Origin of the sequence: Streptomyces sp. NPDC002566 (assembly GCF_042889585.1) — a bacterium.
Lineage (GTDB): Bacteria > Actinomycetota > Actinomycetes > Streptomycetales > Streptomycetaceae > Streptomyces.
On sequence record NZ_JBIARD010000005.1, the window covers coordinates 253,904 to 270,075 of the forward strand.

Below are 16,172 nucleotides of genomic sequence, written 5' to 3' on the forward strand. Positions count from 1 at the left end.
GCTCACCGCACCCGGTACCCCCCGGCCCGGCGGCCCGTGAACAGCTCCGCCTGACGCTCCGGGGGCAGGTTGCCCAGGGTGATGAGGTGGGGGGCCTCGGCGAAGGCCGCGGCACGGGACGGGGCCCGGGTCGCCCAGAGAGCCCTCACCGTGCCCTGGACGGCGGTGGGCGGCAGGCCGGCGAGGGTCGCCGCGTGGGTCAGCGTCGTGGGCAACGCCTCGCCCGGCTCGGTGAGTTCGGAGACCAGGCCGATGTCGTGGGCGCGGCGCGCGGAGAGGCGTTCGGCGGCGCCCATGAGCGTCATCCGGGCGACCTCCCCGTACGGCATCCGCTGCGCCATCAGCGCCGACTCGTACGCGCTGACCATCCCGTACGTGGTGTGCGGGTCGAAGAAGACCGCGTCGGCGCCGGCGACGAGGAACTCGCACTCGCCGAGCAGGTAGAACGCGCCGCCGCACGCCATGCCCTCCACCGCGCCGAGGACCGGCTTCCACAGGTCGTTGGCCTTCGGGCCGACGGTGAGCAGCGGATCGTCCTGCATGTACGGCGAGGCGGGCTGGGGCACGACGGCGTCCCGGTCGATGCCACTGCAGAACGCCCGCCGGCCCGCGCCCGTGAGGACGACCGCGCGCACCGAGTCGTCGAACCGCAGCTCCCGCCACACCTCGCGCAGCCGCCCGGCCATGTCGAGGTCGATGGCGTTGAGCCGGTCCGGCCGGTCGAGGGTGACGACGGCGACGCCGGTGTCCCCGTCGCGGGACAGCCGCACGCTCACGGCCGCTCCAGGACCCACTGGGGCAGGCCGCCCTCGGGGAAGACGGCCCGCACCCGGGCGCCGATGCGCAACCGGGCCGGGTCGAACGAGTCCAGCGGCGCCCCGGGTTCGGTCACCAGGTTGCCGACCAGCCGGATCCTCGGCGCCTCGGCCAGCTCCACCACGACGACGTTGTACGGGGCGTGGGCGGCGTAGTCGGGCAGCAGCGGCGGGTGCGGGACGACGAACGACCACAGGCGCCCGCGTCCGTCGGTGCGCCGCCATCGGCTCGCGAAGGACTGGCAGTGCGGGCAGCAGGGGCGGGGCGGGAAGCGGGGCTCGCCGCAGTCCGCGCAGGCCTGGACGCGCAGTTCGCCGCGGGCGGCGTGGTCCCAGAAGGGGGCGCCGTCGGTGTCGACGACCGGTTCGAGCATCTCGGACTCCTCAGTTCCTGAGCAGCAGCGCGGAGGTCGGGACCCCCTCGCCCGCGGTGACGAGGCAGGTGGCGGCGCCGGGGACCTGGGCGGTGCTGGTCCCGCGGAGCTGCTTGACGCCCTCGTTGATGAGGTTGAAGCCGTGGACGTACGCCTCGGACAGCCCGCCCCCGCCGGTGTTGACGGGCAGCCGTCCGCCGGTCTCCAGCGCGCCGCCCTCGGTGAACGCGCCGCCCTCGCCCCGGCCGCAGAAGCCGTACCCCTCCAGGGACAGCGGGACGAGCGGGGTGAACGCGTCGTAGATCTGGGCGACATCGACGTCCTGCGGGGTGAAGTCGGCGTGTTTCCAAAGGTGTCGGGCGGCGGCCCAGGCGGGGCCGGTGAGCGGGTCGTCGTTCCAGTAGTTGACCATGCCGTGGTGCTGGGCGGGCAGCCCCTGCGCGGCGGAGTGCACGTAAACGGGCCGCTGCCGGCAGTCCTGGGCGCGCTCACGGCTCACCACCACGCACGCCAACGCCCCGTCCGTCTCGAGGCAGTTGTCGTAGAGGCACAGGGGCTCGCTGATCCAACGGGAGGTCATGTACGACTCCCGGGTGAGGGGCCGCTCGTACATGACCGCGGCGGGGTTCTGGTTGGCGCGGTTGCGGCAGGCCAGCGCGACGTTGAAGAGGTGGTCGCGGGTCGTGCCGTACTCGTGCATGTAACGGCGGGCGAGCATGGCGATCTCGTCGACGGGCCGCAGCAGCCCGTAGGGCCGCGTCCACTGTGCGGGCGTGGGGAGTTGGACGGCGGTGTTGGTCCACGGGCGGGGCCCGCTGCCCCGCTTCCGCGACCGCCACGCGACCCCGACCGTCGCCTGTCCGGCGGCGATGGCGGCGGCGAGGTGGGCGACGGTGGCGCAGGAGCCGCCGCCGCCGTAGGGGACGCGGGAGAAGTAGGTGAGGTCCCCGAAGCCGACGGCCTTCGCGAGCTCCACCTCGTCGGTCTCCTCCATGGTGTAGGAGGCGAGCGCGTCGACCTCGCCGGGGGCGATCCCGGCGTCGTCGAGAGCTGCGACGACGGCGCGGCAGGCGAGCGTCTTCTCGTCCTCGGGGAGGCGCTTGGCGAAGGACGTCTGGCCGATGCCGACGACGGCGGTGGCGTCCTTGATTCCTGGTGCTCCGGGCATGCGCGCACACCTCCGCGACAGGGACGGACGGAGCTGACAGACCGTCAGGTTACAGCTAATCTGACGGTCAGTCAGCTACCTTGCCGGGGAGGCGTCATGGGCCGTGACGTGGAGTGGGAGACGATCCCGGAGCTGGTCCGGTGGGCCGCGGTGCGGTTCGCGGACACCGAGGCGGTGGTGGAGGGGCGTACGCGCGTCTCCTACGCCGAGCTGGGCGCCCGCGTGGAGCGTGCGGCGGCGGCCTGCCTGGAGAACGGGGTGGAGCCGGGCGACCGGGTGGCGATCTGGGCGCCCAACTCCCTGGACTGGATGGTCGCGGCGCTCGGAGCGGTGTCGGCGGGCGCGGTCCTCGTCCCCCTGAACACGCGGTTCAAGGGCGGCGAGGCGGCCGATGTGCTCCGGCGCAGCGGCGCGCGACTGCTGTTCGTGACCGGCACGTTCCTCGGGACCTCGTACGTGGCGTCGCTGCGGCGGGCGGCCGGTGAGGGGCCGGGGGAGGGGCCGCTGCCCGGGCTGCCTGCGCTGCGCGAGGTGGTGGTGCTGTCCCAGGACGCGCCCGTCGGCTTCCGCACCTGGAAGGACTTCCTCGCGGGCGGGGAGGGGGTGGGCGCGGCCGAGGTCCGGTCGAGGGCGGGGGCGGTGGCCGGCCACTGGCCCTCGGACATCGTCTTCACCTCCGGCACGACCGGCCGCCCCAAGGGCGCGGTGATCACCCACGCGCAGACGCTGCGGGCGTACGACATCTGGTCCGAGCTGGCCGGATTGCGCCGGGGCGACCGCTACCTCGTCGTCAACCCCTTCTTCCACACCTTCGGCTACAAGGCGGGCGTCATCGCCTGTCTGACGCGGGGCGCGACGATGATCCCGCAGTCGGTGTTCAACGTGGAGACGGTGCTGGCGAACGTCGCGTCGGAGCGGGTGTCGGTGCTGCCCGGCCCGCCGACCCTCCACCAGTCCCTGCTGGACCACCCGTCCCGTGACGCCTACGACCTCTCGGCGCTGCGACTGGTGGTGACCGGTGCGGCGGTGGTGCCGCTGCGGCTGGTGGAACGGCTGCGGGGCGAGCTGGGCGTGTCCACCGTGCTCACGGCGTACGGCCTGTCCGAGGCGAGCGGCATCGTCACGATGTGCCGCCGGGGCGACGAGCCGGCGGTGATCGCCTCGACGTCCGGCCGGGCGATCCCGGGCACCCAGGTGCGGGTGGTCTCCGCCGAGGGCGCGGTGCTCGGTCCCGGGTTCCCGGGGGAGGTCCTGGTCCGCGGCTTCAACGTCATGCGCGGCTACTACGAGGACGCGGCGGCCACGGCGGAGGTGCTGGACGAGGACGGCTGGCTGCGCACCGGCGACGTGGGCGTCCTGGACGCCGAGGGCAACCTGCGTATCACCGACCGCATCAAGGACATGTTCATCGTCGGCGGCTTCAACGCCTATCCGGCGGAGATCGAGCAACTCCTGGGCCTGCACCCCGACGTGGCCGACGTGGCGGTGATCGGCGTCCCGGACGCCCGCCTCGGCGAGGTGGGCAAGGCCTACGTGGTCCGCCGCCCCGGCGCACAGCTGACCGCCGACGACCTGATCGCCTGGTCCCGCAGGGAGATGGCGAACTACAAGGTGCCCAGAGCGGTCGAGTTCGTACGGGACCTGCCACGCAACGCGAGCGGGAAGGTGGTCAAGGGAGAGCTACGGGAGGGCACCCGGCCGCCCGTACGAGCAGAGTGACCATTGGAACACGCTGGGTGATGATCGTGGCCTCGCCGGTGGTATGGTTCCTGGTATGGCAACCAAGAAGTACACCGTGACGCTGCCTGAGGAACTCGCCGAGGAGATCCGGCGGGAGGTCGGGCCGGGGGCCTTCAGCGCCTACGTCACGCGGGCCATAGAACACCAGCGGGAGCGGGACCGGCTGGGGGAGCTGGTGGAGTGGCTCGAGAGTGAGCACGGTCCTCTCGCAGAGGACGAGCTCGCGGCAGCCGAGGTGGAGCGACGTGAACACGAGCGGTACTTCACCGCTCGCAAAAGCGGCGCGGCCCGCGACGAAGGTGCTCGTGAGCCGTACCGGAAGGCAGGCTGATGACGTCCGCCCTCTGCTACGTCCTGGACAGCGAGGGGCTCTCGAGAACTGTGCGCGGCGAGCGCCTCATGCTCGCGCGGATCAAGGACGCTCACCGGTCGGGCATCCGTGTCGTCACCAGTTCCATGACCCTGATCGAGGCGTATCACGGACAGGTGCAGCATGGTGCCTGGGCGTGGGCCATGTCCCGCGTCGCTGTCGAGCCGGTCACGCACGAAGTGGCCCAGCGGGCGATCGCGTTGCTCAGGAACACCGGGTTGCATGGCCACAAGTACGCGATGGATGCGGCGCTCGCGGTGATCGCCGGACAACTGGAGGGGGACGTCGTGCTCTACACCTCCGACGAGGACGACATGACCAAGCTGTGTGATGAGCGGGTCCGAGTGATCGCGCTCTGACGGACACACGTCGGCCGCGGTGGCGTCCCCTCCCCGCCACCGCGGCCGAACTCCCCCGTCGGGGCGCCTACTCGGCGCGCTCAGTGGTGGCGTGGTTCTCCATCTTGCGGACGTCGGCGACGCCGCCGGTGGCGTGGTTCTCAAGGGTGCGCACGTCGGCGACGCCGCCCGTGGCGTGGTTCTCCATCGTGCGGACGTCGGCGACACCGCCGGTAGCGTGGTTCTCAAGGGTGCGGACGTCGGCGACGCCGCCCGTGGCGTGGTTCTCCAGCGTGGTGACGGCCGGCTTCTCGCCCGTGGCGTGGTTCTCCGCCGGCTTGGCGGCGGCCTGCGCCTCGCTGTTGTGCTGCTCGCTCATGATGTGACTCCTAAAGGACGGGACGAGGTCCGTGAAGCCCGTCCAGCGACTCCCCCGCGGGTCGCTGGACGGGCGTTCGGGGCGCCCACCCTAGTGGTGGGGACCGACATCGACCCGCCTGCCCCCCGACGCGCCGGATCGACGTGGGACGAGCCTGCCGGACGGCGATAAACGAACGATGAATGCGCCGGACCAGGGCCTTCTCAGGCCGCCGGGACGGGGGCCAGCAGCGCCCGGACCTCCTCGGTCTCCGGCGAGCCGAGTTGCTCGAAGACGGCGAGCGCCTCCTGCCAGCAGGCCCGCGCCCGATCCGACTGCCCGAGCCCCCGCAGGCTGCGCCCGAGCACTGTCAGCACGTTCGCGCGCCGCCACTCGCCCCCGATGCCCCGCAGCACGGAGAGGGAGTGCTCGGCCATGGCCGCCGCCTGCGCGGACCGGCGCGCGGCGAGATGGACCTCGGCCGTGCGGAAGAGGGTCATGCCCTCCCAGAGCCGCTGGCGGCACTCCCGGAACACCTCCAGCGCGTCGTCGAGGCAGCTGACGGCCTCCTCCAGCTGAGCGGCCTGCGTCAGCGCGAGGCCCAGCGCGTAGCGGGCGTTCGCGCCCCGCAGGGAGTGCCCCAGCCTGTCGTAGATGGCGACGCCCTCCCGGGCCAGCGCCACGGCGCCCGAGGTGCGGCCGGTGGCCAGGAGGATCCGCGACATGTTGCACAGCGCGCTGGCCTCGCCCGGCCGGTTGCCGTCGGCCCGGTAGTTGGCGATGGCCTCGTTCAGGAGGGCCTCGCCGTCACGGTGGCGGCCCTGGTACAGGGCGATGATCCCGCGGTCGTTCGGGGTGCAGCCGCTCGGCAGCGGATCCCGGGTGACGCGCGTCAACTCCATGACCTGGGCGGCCTCTTCGTCGGCCTGCGTGAACCGGCCGGCGACGAGGTGCACGTTGGTGATGGCCATCCGGGCCCGGCCCTCCGTGCGCGGATCGCCCACGGCGCGCGCGGCCTCGCGGGCGGCCGCCGCCGACACCTCGTAGTCACGGGCGTTGGCCCCCGACTCCGCGAGGTCCTTGGCGGCCCACAGCAGGTCCGTGGCCCGCCGCAGCCGTTCGTCGCCGAGCGACTGGCGCACGCAGGCGAGCAGGCAGTCCGCCTCCCTGTACAGCCAGTCCAGCGCGGCGGCGGCCTCGGCGAAGCGCAGCCCCGGGTACTCCGTCCCCGCCAGATGGTCCACCAGCCGGTCTCCGGGCCGCTCGATGGCGTAGACGCCCGACGTCGTCGCCAGGTAGAAGTCCAGGAGGCGGGACATCGCCGCCTTCCGCTCGCCGGGCGGCTGTTCGTCCCGTTCCGCGCATGCACGCGCGTAGAGGCGGACCAGGTCGTGGAAGCGGTAGCGTCCGGGGGCCGCCGACTCCAGCAGGGAGGTGTCGACGAGGGACTCCAGCAGGTCCTCGGCGTCCTCCTGCGCCAGGTCGAGGACGGCCGCCGCAGCCGGCAGGGAGATGTCGGGGCCGTCCGCCAGGCCCAGCAGCCGGAAGGCACGCGCCTGGGCCGGCTCCAGCTGGCCGTAGCCGAGTTCGAAGGTCGCCTTGACCGCGAGGTCGCCGGCCTGGAGCTCGTCCAGCCGCCGCCGCTCGTCGGCGAGCTTCGCCGCGAGGACGGACACCGTCCACGTGCGGCGGGCGGCGAGCCGCGACGCGGCGATACGGATCGCCAACGGCAGGAAGCCGCAGGCCGCGACGACGTCCAGCGCGGCCTCCCGCTCCGCCGCCACCCGCTCCTCGCCCACGATCTTCGTGAACAGCGACAGCGCCTCGTCGGGGGACATCACGTCCAGGTCGACCAGATGCGCGCCCGCGAGCCCCACCATCCGCACCCGGGAGGTCACGAGGGCCGCGCACCCTTCCGTGCCCGGCAGCAGCGGACGCACCTGCGCCGCGTCCTTGGCGTTGTCCAGCAGGACCAGCACCCGCCGCCCGTCCAGCACCGACCGGTACAGCGCCGCCCGCTCCTCCAGGGAGTCGGGCACCGCCGAGTCCGCCGTGCCGAGGGCCCGCAGGAAGGCGCCGAGAACGGTCACCGGCTCGGCCGCCCGACCTCCCGCGCCCTGGAGGTCGACGTACAACTGCCCGTCGGGGAAGGCGGACCGGGCCTGGTGGGCGACGTGCACGGCCAGCGTCGTCTTGCCGACGCCCCCGATGCCCGCCAGCGCCGACACGGCCATCACCCGGCCCTCACCGCCGCCCTGCGGCCCCGACGCCCCCGCCAGCACCTCGCTCAGCTCGGTCACGAAGGCCGCCCGGCCCGTGAAGTCCGGCACCGTGGCCGGGAGTTGCGCGGGCCGCACCCGCACCACCGCCGCCTCAGTCGCGGCCGACGGCTCCGCCAGCTCCGGATCCGCCTGGAGGATACGGCGCTGCAGCTCACGCAGGCCGGGCCGCGGATCCACACCCAGCTCCTCGGCGAGCAGCCGCCGCGTGTCCGCGTACACCGCGAGCGCCTCCGCCTGCCGGCCGCTGCGGTACAGCGCCAGCATCAGCAGCTCACGGAAGCGTTCGCGCAGCGGATGCGCCGCCGTCAGCGCGGTCAGCTCCGAGACCGCCTCCGCGTGGCAGCCCTGCTCCAGGTCCATGTCGAGCCGGCTTTCGAGGAGTTGGAGCCGCCACTCCTCCAGGCGGACGCGCTGCGCCTCCGCGTACGGGCCCGGCACCCCGGCCAGCGCCTCGCCGTCCCACAGCGCCAGCGCCCGGTTCAAGGTCTCCCGCGCCTGCCGCAGATCCCCGGCCCCGCGCGCCTTCTCCGCCTCGGCGGACAGTTCCTGAGCTGCCGTCAGGTCCAGCGAGCCGTCGGCCGGAGCGCGCACCGCGTACCCGCCCGACTCGCTCACCAGAACGCCGGGGTCCAGCGCCTTGCGCAGCCGGGAGGCGTACGTCCGCACCGCCGCCAGCGCCTGCGACGGCGGTTCCTCGCCCCACAGCGCGTCGATCAGCTCGGCGGCCGTCGCCGTACGTCCCTCGCGCAGCAACAGGGCGGCGAGCAGCGCGCGTTGCTGAGGAGATCCGGTCGCCAGCGGCTGATCGCCGCGCCAGGCCCGCACCGGACCCAGCACGTCGAAGCGCAGCGCCGCGGGCTCCTCCGAGGAGCCGGGGCGTCTTGGCTCCGGTGCGCGCGGTACACCCTCGTTCATCGGGGTCCCCCTAGGCATCATGACCGACCAGGTCAGTTTGCCCTGTCCGTGCCGGAACCGTCAGCCGGGGGCGACGCCGATCGCGGACCGGCACACGGAAGCGACACAGCCGTGACACATCCTCCGCACACGAAGGCCCGCGAACCGGCCCCGCCGCGCGCTGTCACCGCTCATGAACGCGTACGAAACCGTCTCGCACACCGTTACTGACGGACCGTCAGATCGGCGCTACCGTGCCCCCATGGAGACATCGGAGACCTTGGCGACCGACGAGAGCTTCCCGCGGATCATCTCCGTCGACGACCACACCGTCGAACCCCCCGCCGTCTGGCAGGACCGCCTCCCCAAGCGGTACCTGGACACCGGACCCCGCGTCGTGCGCGCCCCGCTGAAGGAGATGACCTTCCTCGGCGGCCGCTTCGCGCCCGTCATGGGCGCGCCGGGGGACGACGGCCCCGTCGGCGACTGGTGGGTCTACGAGGACCTGCACCGCCCCCTCACCCGCCTCGACACCGCCGTCGGCTTCAGCCGGGACGAGATCAAGCTGGAGGTCATCACCTACGAACAGATGCGCCCCGGCTCCTACGACGTCCCCTCCCGCCTCGCCGACATGGACGTCAACCACGTCCAGTCAGCCGTCTGCTTCCCCACCTTCCCGCGCTTCTGCGGCCAGACCTTCACCGAGGCCGCCGACCACGAGCTCGGCCTGCTGTGCGTGCGCGCCTACAACGACTGGATGGTGGAGGAGTGGTGCGGCCCGCAGGCGCGCGGCCGGCTGATCCCGCTCACCCTCATCCCGCTGTGGGACGCCGAGCTGGCCGCCGCCGAGGTCCGCCGCAACGCCGCGCGCGGGGTCCGCGCGGTCGCCTTCTCCGAGATACCCCCGCACCTCGGGCTGCCCTCCGTCCACACCGACGACTGGGACCCGTTCCTCGCCGCCTGCGACGAGACCGGCACCGTCGTCGCCATGCACATCGGCTCCTCCAGCCGTATGCCGTCGACCTCCGCCGACGCCCCGCCCGCCGTCGGCTCCACCATCACCTTCGCCAACTGCTGTTTCTCGATGGTCGACTGGCTGATGAGCGGCAAGTTCGAACGCTTCCCGGGCCTCAAGGTGATGTACGCGGAAGGACAGATCGGCTGGATCCCCTACATCCTGGAGCGCGCCGACGTCGTCTGGGAGGAGAACCGCGGCTGGGGAGGCGTCGCCGACAAGGTCCACCGCCCGCCGTCGGAGCTGTTCGCCGAGCACGTGTACGGCTGCTTCTTCGACGACGCGTTCGGACTGAGGAACCTGGACGCGATCGGCGTCCAGAACGTGCTGTACGAGACCGACTACCCGCACTCCGACTCCACCTGGCCGAAGTCGCGTGAGGTCGGCGAGGCGCAGATGGGCCACCTGGACCCCCAGGTCGTCGAACGGATCGTCCGGGGCAACGCGATCGACCTGCTGGGCCTGACGCGGGACGGTCTGTGGCCGGGCGGCGCCCGGTGAGCCTCGCCTACGGCATCCAGCTGCCCGTCCAGTCCCAGTCCGCCCTGTACGCCGAGCGCTGGGAGGCCGACGCCGGGCCCGCCGACCTGGTCGCCGTCGCCCGCGCCGCCGACCGCGCAGGATTCTCCTACGTCGCCTGCTGCGACCATGTCGCCGTGCCGCGCCGGCTCGCGTCCACGATGGGCACGATCTGGTACGACCCGGTGGCCACCCTCGCCCACCTCGCCGCCGTCACCGAACGCGTCCGGCTGCTCAGCCATGTCGCGATCGTCGGCCTGCGGCACCCGCTGGTCACCGCCAAGCAGTACGCCACCCTCGACCACCTCAGCGGCGGCCGGCTGATCCTCGGCGTCGGCGCGGGGCACGTACCGGAGGAGTTCGAGGCGCTCGGCGTCGACTTCACGAGCCGCGGGGCCGTCCTGGACGAGTGCGTCGACGCGCTCAGGTCGGCGCTCGGTCCCGAGGAGTACCCCGTCCACCACGGAAAGGCGTACGACTTCGAAGGGCTGGGCCAGCGCCCCCGGCCCGCCCAGCCGCGCGTGCCCCTCTGGGTCGGCGGCTCCTCCCCGGCCGCCGTGCGCCGCGCCGCCCTCAGGGGCGACGGCTGGCTGCCGCAGGGGGACCCGCGCGACCGGCTGCCCGCGCAGATCGAGCGCCTCCGCTCCCTGCGGGCGGGCGCGGGCCTTGACGCCCCGTTCACCGTGGGGGCCATCACCGAGCCCCTCTACGTCGGCACGCCCGCCTGGGACGTGGGCCGCCGCACCCTCACCGGCCCGCCGCGGGAGCTCGCCGACTCCCTGCGGGAGTACCGCGCGATGGGCGTGGACCAGATCCAGGTCCGCTTCCGCTGCCGCTCCCGCACCGAACTGACCGACCAGATCGAGGCGTTCGGAGCCGACGTGGCCCCGCACCTCGACGCCGGCCCCCGGCCCGGCATCGCCGCACACCCCTGAGGAGACACCATGGGCAAGCTGGACGGACGTGTCGTGCTCGTCACCGGCGGCGCGCGCGGGCAGGGCGAGCAGGAGGCGCGGCTGTTCGCGGCGGAGGGCGCGCGGGTCGTCGTCGCCGACGTCCTCGACGAGCAGGGGCAGGCCCTGGCCGACGAGATCGGGGCGCTGTACGCGCACCTCGACGTGCGCGAGGAGGACAGCTGGCGGCACGCGCTCGACACCGCGCAGCAGGCGTACGGCCGGGTCGACGGCCTCGTCAACAACGCCGGCATCCTGCGGTTCAACTCCCTCACCGACACGCCCCTCGAGGAGTTCATGGAGGTCGTCCGGGTCAACCAGGTCGGCTGCTTCCTGGGGGTGCGGACGGTGGCCCCGGCCATGGCCGACGGCGGCACCATCGTGAACACGGCCTCCTACACCGGACTGACCGGGATGGCGGCCGTGGGCGCGTACGCGGCGACCAAGCACGCGATCGTCGGGCTCACCCGGGTCGCCGCCCTGGAACTGGCCCCGCGCGGCATCCGCGTCAACGCGATGTGCCCCGGGGCCATCGACACGCCGATGTCGAACCCGGCCGCCCTGGACCCGGCCGCGGACGCCGAGGAGACCGCCAAGGCACTCGACGGGCTGTACCGCAAGCTCGTGCCGCTGGGCCGCATCGGCCGCCCGGAGGAGGTGGCCCGGCTGGCGCTGTTCCTCACCTCCGACGACTCCTCCTACATCACCGGGCAGCCCTTCGTCATCGATGGGGGATGGCTGGCCGGGGTCAGCATCATCTGACGGTCAGTCAGCTCGTGGTGGTGCGGCTATTGACGGTGCGAGGGGGCGGTGCCACAGTCGGCGGCAAGCTGATCTGACGAGTCGTCAGAAAAGGAATCGGTGACCTGGGGACGGTGAACCTCCTTGGAATTCGGGCTCTTTGTACAGGGATACGTCGGCAAGCGCGCGGAGACCGACCCGCTGGCCGAGCACAAGGCGCTGATGGAGGAGACCGAGTACGTCATCCAGGCGGACAAGTCCGGCTTCAAGTACGCCTGGGCATCCGAGCACCACTTCCTGGAGGAGTACTCCCACCTCTCCGCCAACGACGTCTTCCTCGGCTATCTCGCGCACGCGACCGACCGCATCCACCTCGGCTCGGGCATCTTCAACCCGCTGGCCCAGGTCAACCACCCCGTGAAGGTCGCCGAGAAGGTGGCCATGCTCGACCACCTCTCCGAGGGACGCTTCGAGTTCGGCAGCGGACGCGGGGCCGGCTCCCACGAGATCCTCGGGTTCATCCCGGGCGTGACCGACATGAACTACACCAAGGAGATCTGGGAAGAGACCATCGCCGAGTTCCCCAAGATGTGGCTCCAGGACGAGTACGCCGGCTTCCAGGGCAAGCACTGGCAGCTCCCGCCGAGGAAGGTCCTGCCCAAGCCGTACGGCTCGTCCCACCCGGCGATGTGGTACGCGGCCGGCTCCCCGCCCTCGTACGCGATGGCCGCCCGCAAGGGCCTCGGCGTGCTCGGCTTCAGCATCCAGAAGGTCTCCGACATGGAGTGGGTGCTGGAGCAGTACAAGACGGCGATCGTGAACGCCGAGCCGGTCGGGGACTTCGTCAACGACAACGTGATGGTGACGACGACCGCGATCTGCGCGCCCACCCACGACGAGGCGATCCGGATCGCCGCCTCCGGCGGGCTGCACTACCTGCCCTCGCTGGTCTTCCGCTACCACGACACCTTCCCGCGGCCCGAGGGCTTCCCGGAGTGGCCCGAGACGCTGCCCGAGTACACCCCGGAGTTCGTGGAGCTGCTGGTGGAGGAGGAGCTGCTGATCTGCGGGGACCCGGACGAGGTGCTGCGCCAGTGCAAGCGGTGGGAGCAGGCGGGCGCCGACCAGTTGTCCTTCGGACTGCCCGTCGGGGTGCCGAAGGAGGAGACGCTGCAGACGATCCGGCTGATCGGGGAGCACGTGATCCCGAAGATCGACACCGATCCCGTGCACCGCACCTCGCGGTTCCGGGCCGCCGCGTGATCGCCGTCGGCGGGTGAGGGTGCGGGTGCGTCGTGGCTGGCCGCGCCCACGCGGCGGAGCCGCAGATCGGTACAGCCCCGCGCCCCCAGGCAGGCATCCTCACGCACTCGAAGGAGTCACCCCCATGCTCGACCACGTCATCAAAGGGGCGACCGTCGTCGACGGGACGGGCGCGCCCGCCCGTGTCGCCGACGTCGGCGTACGGGACGGCCGCATCGCCGTGATCGGCCACGTCACCGAGGAGGCGAGGTCCGTCGAGGACGCCTCCGGGCTCGTCCTCGCCCCCGGGTTCGTCGACCCGCACACCCACTACGACGCCCAGCTGTTCTGGGACCCCTACGCCACGCCCTCGCTGAACCACGGGGTCACCACGGTCGCCGCCGGGAACTGCGGCTTCACCCTCGCGCCGCTCAACCCGGAGCGGCCCGGCGACGCCGACTACACACGCCGCATGATGTCCAAGGTCGAGGGCATGTCGCTGGTCGCGCTGGAGGAGGGCGCGCCCTGGAACTGGCACTCCTTCGGAGAGTACCTGGACGCGCTGGAGGGCCGGATCGCCGTCAACGCCGGTTTCATGGTGGGGCATTGCGCGCTGCGGCGGTACGTGATGGGGCCGGACGCGATCGGAGGACAGCCCAGCGAGGAACAACTCGACGCGATCGTCCGGCTGTTGCACGAGGCGATGGACGCCGGCGCATGGGGCTTCTCCACCACCCAGTCCTCCACCCACTCCGACGGCGACGGACAGCCGGTCGCCTCCCGGCACGCCCGCCCCCGGGAACTGCTCGCGCTGGCACGCGCCGTCGGGGAGCACGAGGGCACCCAGATCGAGGCGATCGTCGCGGGCTGCCTCGACCAGTTCAGCGACGCCGAGATCGACCTGTTCGTCGAGATGAGCGCGACGGCCGGACGCCCCCTGAACTGGAACGTCCTCACCGTCGACGCGGCCGTGCCGGAGCGGGTGCCCCGGCAGCTGGCGGCGAGCGAGCGGGCGCGGAAGGCCGGGGGCCGGGTGGTGGCCCTGACCATGCCGATCCTCACCCCGATGAACATGTCCCTGGGCACCTTCTGCGCCCTCAACCTCATCCCCGGCTGGGGGCCGGTCCTCGCGCTGCCGGTCCCGGAGCGGATCGAGAAGCTCCGTGACCCGGCCGTCCGGGCCGAGATGCTGCGGCGCGCCGACTCCAAGGAGGCGGGCGTCTTCCGGCGGCTTGCCGACTTCGGGCGGTACGTCATCGGCGACACCTACAGCGAGGCGAACCGGGGCTTGAGCGGCCGGGTGGTGCGCGACATCGCGGCGGAACGCGGCCTGGACCCGTTCGCCTGCCTGGTGGAGATCTGCGCCGCCGACGGGCTGCGCACGGTGCTGTGGCCGATGCCGACGGACAACGACCCGGCGTCGTGGGCGCTCAGAGCGGAGACCTGGCAGCACGAGGACGTGCTGCTGGGCGGCTCCGACGCGGGCGCGCACCTGGACCGCATGTGCGGGGCGCCGTACACGACCCGGTTCCTCGGAGACTGTCTGCGCGGACGCCGGCTCGTCGGCCTGGAACAGGCGGTGAAGATGCTCACCGACGACCCCGCGCGGCTGTTCGGCCTGCGGGAGCGGGGCCGGATCGAGGAGGGCTTCCATGCCGACCTGGTCCTGTTCGACCCGGAGCGGATCGACGCGGGCACGGCCACCCTGGTGCACGACCTGCCGGGAGACAGCCCACGGCTGGACTCCAAGGCGCTGGGCGTGCGGGCGGTGTGGGTCAACGGGGTCGCCGCGATCCGCGACGACGTGGTGACCGGGGCGGTGCCGGGCCGGGTGCTGCGCTCGGGCCGCGACACACGGACGGTGGCGACGAAGTGAGCCGGGGATCCGGGCCGGCCGCCGGCGGGGACCGAGTGGGCGACGGGCAGCGGCTGTTCGTCGGCGGTGCGTGGGTCGAACCGGACGGCGGTCACTACGCGGTGACCGACCCGGCGACCGAGGAGAGGGTCGGATGGGCTCCGGAGGCATCGCGGGAGCAGGTGCTCGCGGCCTGCGCGGCGGCCCGCGAGGCCTTCGGCCCCTGGTCGCGGACGGCGCCCGAGGAGCGGGCGGCGGTGCTGGCCCGGGCCGCGGACTTCATCCGCGGCCACCTCGGGCCGTACACCGAACTGGCCCGCGCGGAGACGGGCGCGACGACGGGGACCGCGCGGGCGATGCAGGTGGGCGTCGGGGCGGCCCGCTTCCGCCGGTACGCGCGCGTGGAGCCCGCCGAGTGGGCGATCCCGCCGCAGATCAACGAGGCCGGCCCGATGGGGAAGTCCGGCATCACGGGCGCGCTGGCCGTACGCCAGCCGGTCGGCGTCGTCACCTGCGTCACCTCGTACAACAACCCGTGGGCGAACCCGGCGGGCAAGGTCGCTCCGGCGCTGGCCATGGGCAACACGGTGGTGGTGAAGCCGGCCCCGCAGGACCCGCTGTCCGTGTACCGCATGGCGGAGGCGCTGGAGGCGGCGGGTGTGCCGAGGGGCGTGGTGAACGTCGTCTCCGGCCGCGCGGTGGAGGTCGGTGAGACGGCGGTGTCCTCGCCGGACGTCGACATGGTGAGCTTCACCGGTTCCACGGCGGTCGGGCAGCGCATCGCCGAGGAGTGCGGGCGTTGCATGAAGCGGCAGTTGATGGAGCTGGGCGGCAAGGGCGCGGCGCTCGTCCTCGACGACGCGGACGTCAGGTCGGCGGTGGCCGGGATCGGCACCACCTTCTCCTTCTACAGCGGCCAGATCTGCACAGCCCCGACCCGCGTCCTGGCCCAACGGGGCGTGTACGACCGGCTGGTGGAGGGTCTGGCGGCGTACGCGGGCCGGCTGAAGGTGGGCGACCCGAGCGAACCGGACACCGTCGTCGGCCCGTTGATCTCCGCCGCCCACCGCGACCGGGTGGAGTCGTATGTCGAACTGGGCCGCAAGGAGGGCGCGGTGGTCGTCACCGGCGGTGAACGCCCGCCGCTGGCACGCGGCTTCTACGTCGCCCCGACCCTCCTGGCCGACTGCACGAATGACATGCGGGTCGCCCGGGAGGAGATCTTCGGCCCGGTGGTCGTGGTGATCCCCTTCGACGACGAGGAGGAGGGGGTGGCCCTGGCCAACGACAGCGACTACGGCCTGATCGACTACGTCTGGTCCGCCGACGTGGCGAAGGCCTTCCGCGTCGCCCGCCGCCTCCGCGCCGGCGGCGTCGGCGTCAACACGGTCGCCCGCAACATGGAAGCCCCCTTCGGCGGCTTCAAGAAGAGCGGAGTCGGCCGCGACGTCGGCTCCTACGCCCTGCACGCGTACAGCGAGGTTCAGGCGATCGTCTGGCCGGGGTGA

General features: G+C 72.7%; 14 protein-coding genes. 9 read left to right on the forward strand and 5 right to left on the reverse strand.

What is annotated here, in order from left to right:
• Nucleotides 1–2: 2 nt before the first annotated feature.
• The 3 genes from ACFYXA_RS22705 to ACFYXA_RS22715 are packed head-to-tail and all read right to left on the reverse strand — an operon-like array spanning nucleotide 3 to nucleotide 2,357.
• Entirely contained in the window at nucleotides 3–776 is a 774-nt protein-coding gene (locus tag ACFYXA_RS22705) for an enoyl-CoA hydratase/isomerase family protein (RefSeq protein ID WP_389035577.1), read from the reverse strand.
• Nucleotides 773–1,189 carry an OB-fold domain-containing protein gene (locus ACFYXA_RS22710; protein WP_352246481.1) on the reverse strand — a complete coding sequence of 139 codons (417 nt, stop codon included), beginning with the start codon at nucleotides 1,187–1,189 and terminating at the stop codon, nucleotides 773–775. Before ACFYXA_RS22710 ends, ACFYXA_RS22705 begins: the two co-directional genes overlap by 4 nt.
• Nucleotides 1,190–1,199: 10 nt before the next feature.
• Entirely contained in the window at nucleotides 1,200–2,357 is a 1,158-nt protein-coding gene (locus tag ACFYXA_RS22715) for a lipid-transfer protein (RefSeq protein WP_389035581.1), read from the reverse strand.
• 96 nt (nucleotides 2,358–2,453) lie between these two features.
• Here ACFYXA_RS22715 and ACFYXA_RS22720 point away from each other — a divergent pair, with 96 nt between their 5' ends.
• From ACFYXA_RS22720 to ACFYXA_RS22730, 3 genes are read left to right on the forward strand one after another with little or no spacing between them, the layout of a single operon-like run.
• Complete coding sequence (locus ACFYXA_RS22720; RefSeq protein ID WP_389035584.1) at nucleotides 2,454–4,076, forward strand: FadD3 family acyl-CoA ligase; 1,623 nt, start codon at nucleotides 2,454–2,456, stop codon at nucleotides 4,074–4,076.
• A gap of 55 nt (nucleotides 4,077–4,131) precedes the next feature.
• Nucleotides 4,132–4,428 (forward strand): hypothetical protein, encoded by a 297-nt coding sequence (locus ACFYXA_RS22725; protein WP_389035587.1) that lies wholly within the window; start codon nucleotides 4,132–4,134, stop codon nucleotides 4,426–4,428.
• Nucleotides 4,428–4,826 carry a type II toxin-antitoxin system VapC family toxin gene (locus tag ACFYXA_RS22730; protein WP_389035590.1) on the forward strand — a complete coding sequence of 133 codons (399 nt, stop codon included), beginning with the start codon at nucleotides 4,428–4,430 and terminating at the stop codon, nucleotides 4,824–4,826. Before ACFYXA_RS22725 ends, ACFYXA_RS22730 begins: the two co-directional genes overlap by 1 nt.
• A 67-nt stretch (nucleotides 4,827–4,893) precedes the next feature.
• Here the strand turns inward: ACFYXA_RS22730 and ACFYXA_RS22735 are convergent, their stop codons facing one another.
• Both ACFYXA_RS22735 and ACFYXA_RS22740 read right to left on the reverse strand, forming a co-directional pair.
• Nucleotides 4,894–5,184: a hypothetical protein gene (locus ACFYXA_RS22735; RefSeq protein ID WP_352246476.1), complete on the reverse strand. Its 291-nt coding sequence runs from the start codon at nucleotides 5,182–5,184 to the stop codon at nucleotides 4,894–4,896.
• 203 nt (nucleotides 5,185–5,387) lie between these two features.
• Nucleotides 5,388–8,360 (reverse strand): BTAD domain-containing putative transcriptional regulator, encoded by a 2,973-nt coding sequence (locus tag ACFYXA_RS22740; RefSeq protein ID WP_389035595.1) that lies wholly within the window; start codon nucleotides 8,358–8,360, stop codon nucleotides 5,388–5,390.
• 241 nt (nucleotides 8,361–8,601) lie between these two features.
• Here ACFYXA_RS22740 and ACFYXA_RS22745 point away from each other — a divergent pair, with 241 nt between their 5' ends.
• From ACFYXA_RS22745 to ACFYXA_RS22770, 6 genes are all read left to right on the forward strand, one after another.
• Nucleotides 8,602–9,855 carry an amidohydrolase family protein gene (locus tag ACFYXA_RS22745; RefSeq protein WP_389035598.1) on the forward strand — a complete coding sequence of 418 codons (1,254 nt, stop codon included), beginning with the start codon at nucleotides 8,602–8,604 and terminating at the stop codon, nucleotides 9,853–9,855.
• A complete protein-coding gene (locus tag ACFYXA_RS22750; RefSeq protein ID WP_389035601.1) occupies nucleotides 9,852–10,808 on the forward strand; it encodes a TIGR03619 family F420-dependent LLM class oxidoreductase in 957 nt (318 codons plus the stop codon). The genes ACFYXA_RS22745 and ACFYXA_RS22750 overlap by 4 nt, the downstream gene beginning before the upstream one ends.
• 9 nt (nucleotides 10,809–10,817) lie before the next feature.
• On the forward strand, nucleotides 10,818–11,588 hold the full coding sequence (locus ACFYXA_RS22755; protein ID WP_389035604.1) for an SDR family NAD(P)-dependent oxidoreductase: 771 nt from the start codon (nucleotides 10,818–10,820) through the stop codon (nucleotides 11,586–11,588).
• 123 nt (nucleotides 11,589–11,711) lie between these two features.
• Nucleotides 11,712–12,830 (forward strand): LLM class flavin-dependent oxidoreductase, encoded by a 1,119-nt coding sequence (locus ACFYXA_RS22760; protein WP_351091494.1) that lies wholly within the window; start codon nucleotides 11,712–11,714, stop codon nucleotides 12,828–12,830.
• 124 nt (nucleotides 12,831–12,954) lie between these two features.
• On the forward strand, nucleotides 12,955–14,685 hold the full coding sequence (locus tag ACFYXA_RS22765; protein ID WP_389035608.1) for an amidohydrolase family protein: 1,731 nt from the start codon (nucleotides 12,955–12,957) through the stop codon (nucleotides 14,683–14,685).
• Nucleotides 14,682–16,172, forward strand: coding sequence for an aldehyde dehydrogenase family protein (locus ACFYXA_RS22770; protein WP_389035611.1), 1,491 nt, complete (start codon nucleotides 14,682–14,684; stop codon nucleotides 16,170–16,172). The genes ACFYXA_RS22765 and ACFYXA_RS22770 overlap by 4 nt, the downstream gene beginning before the upstream one ends.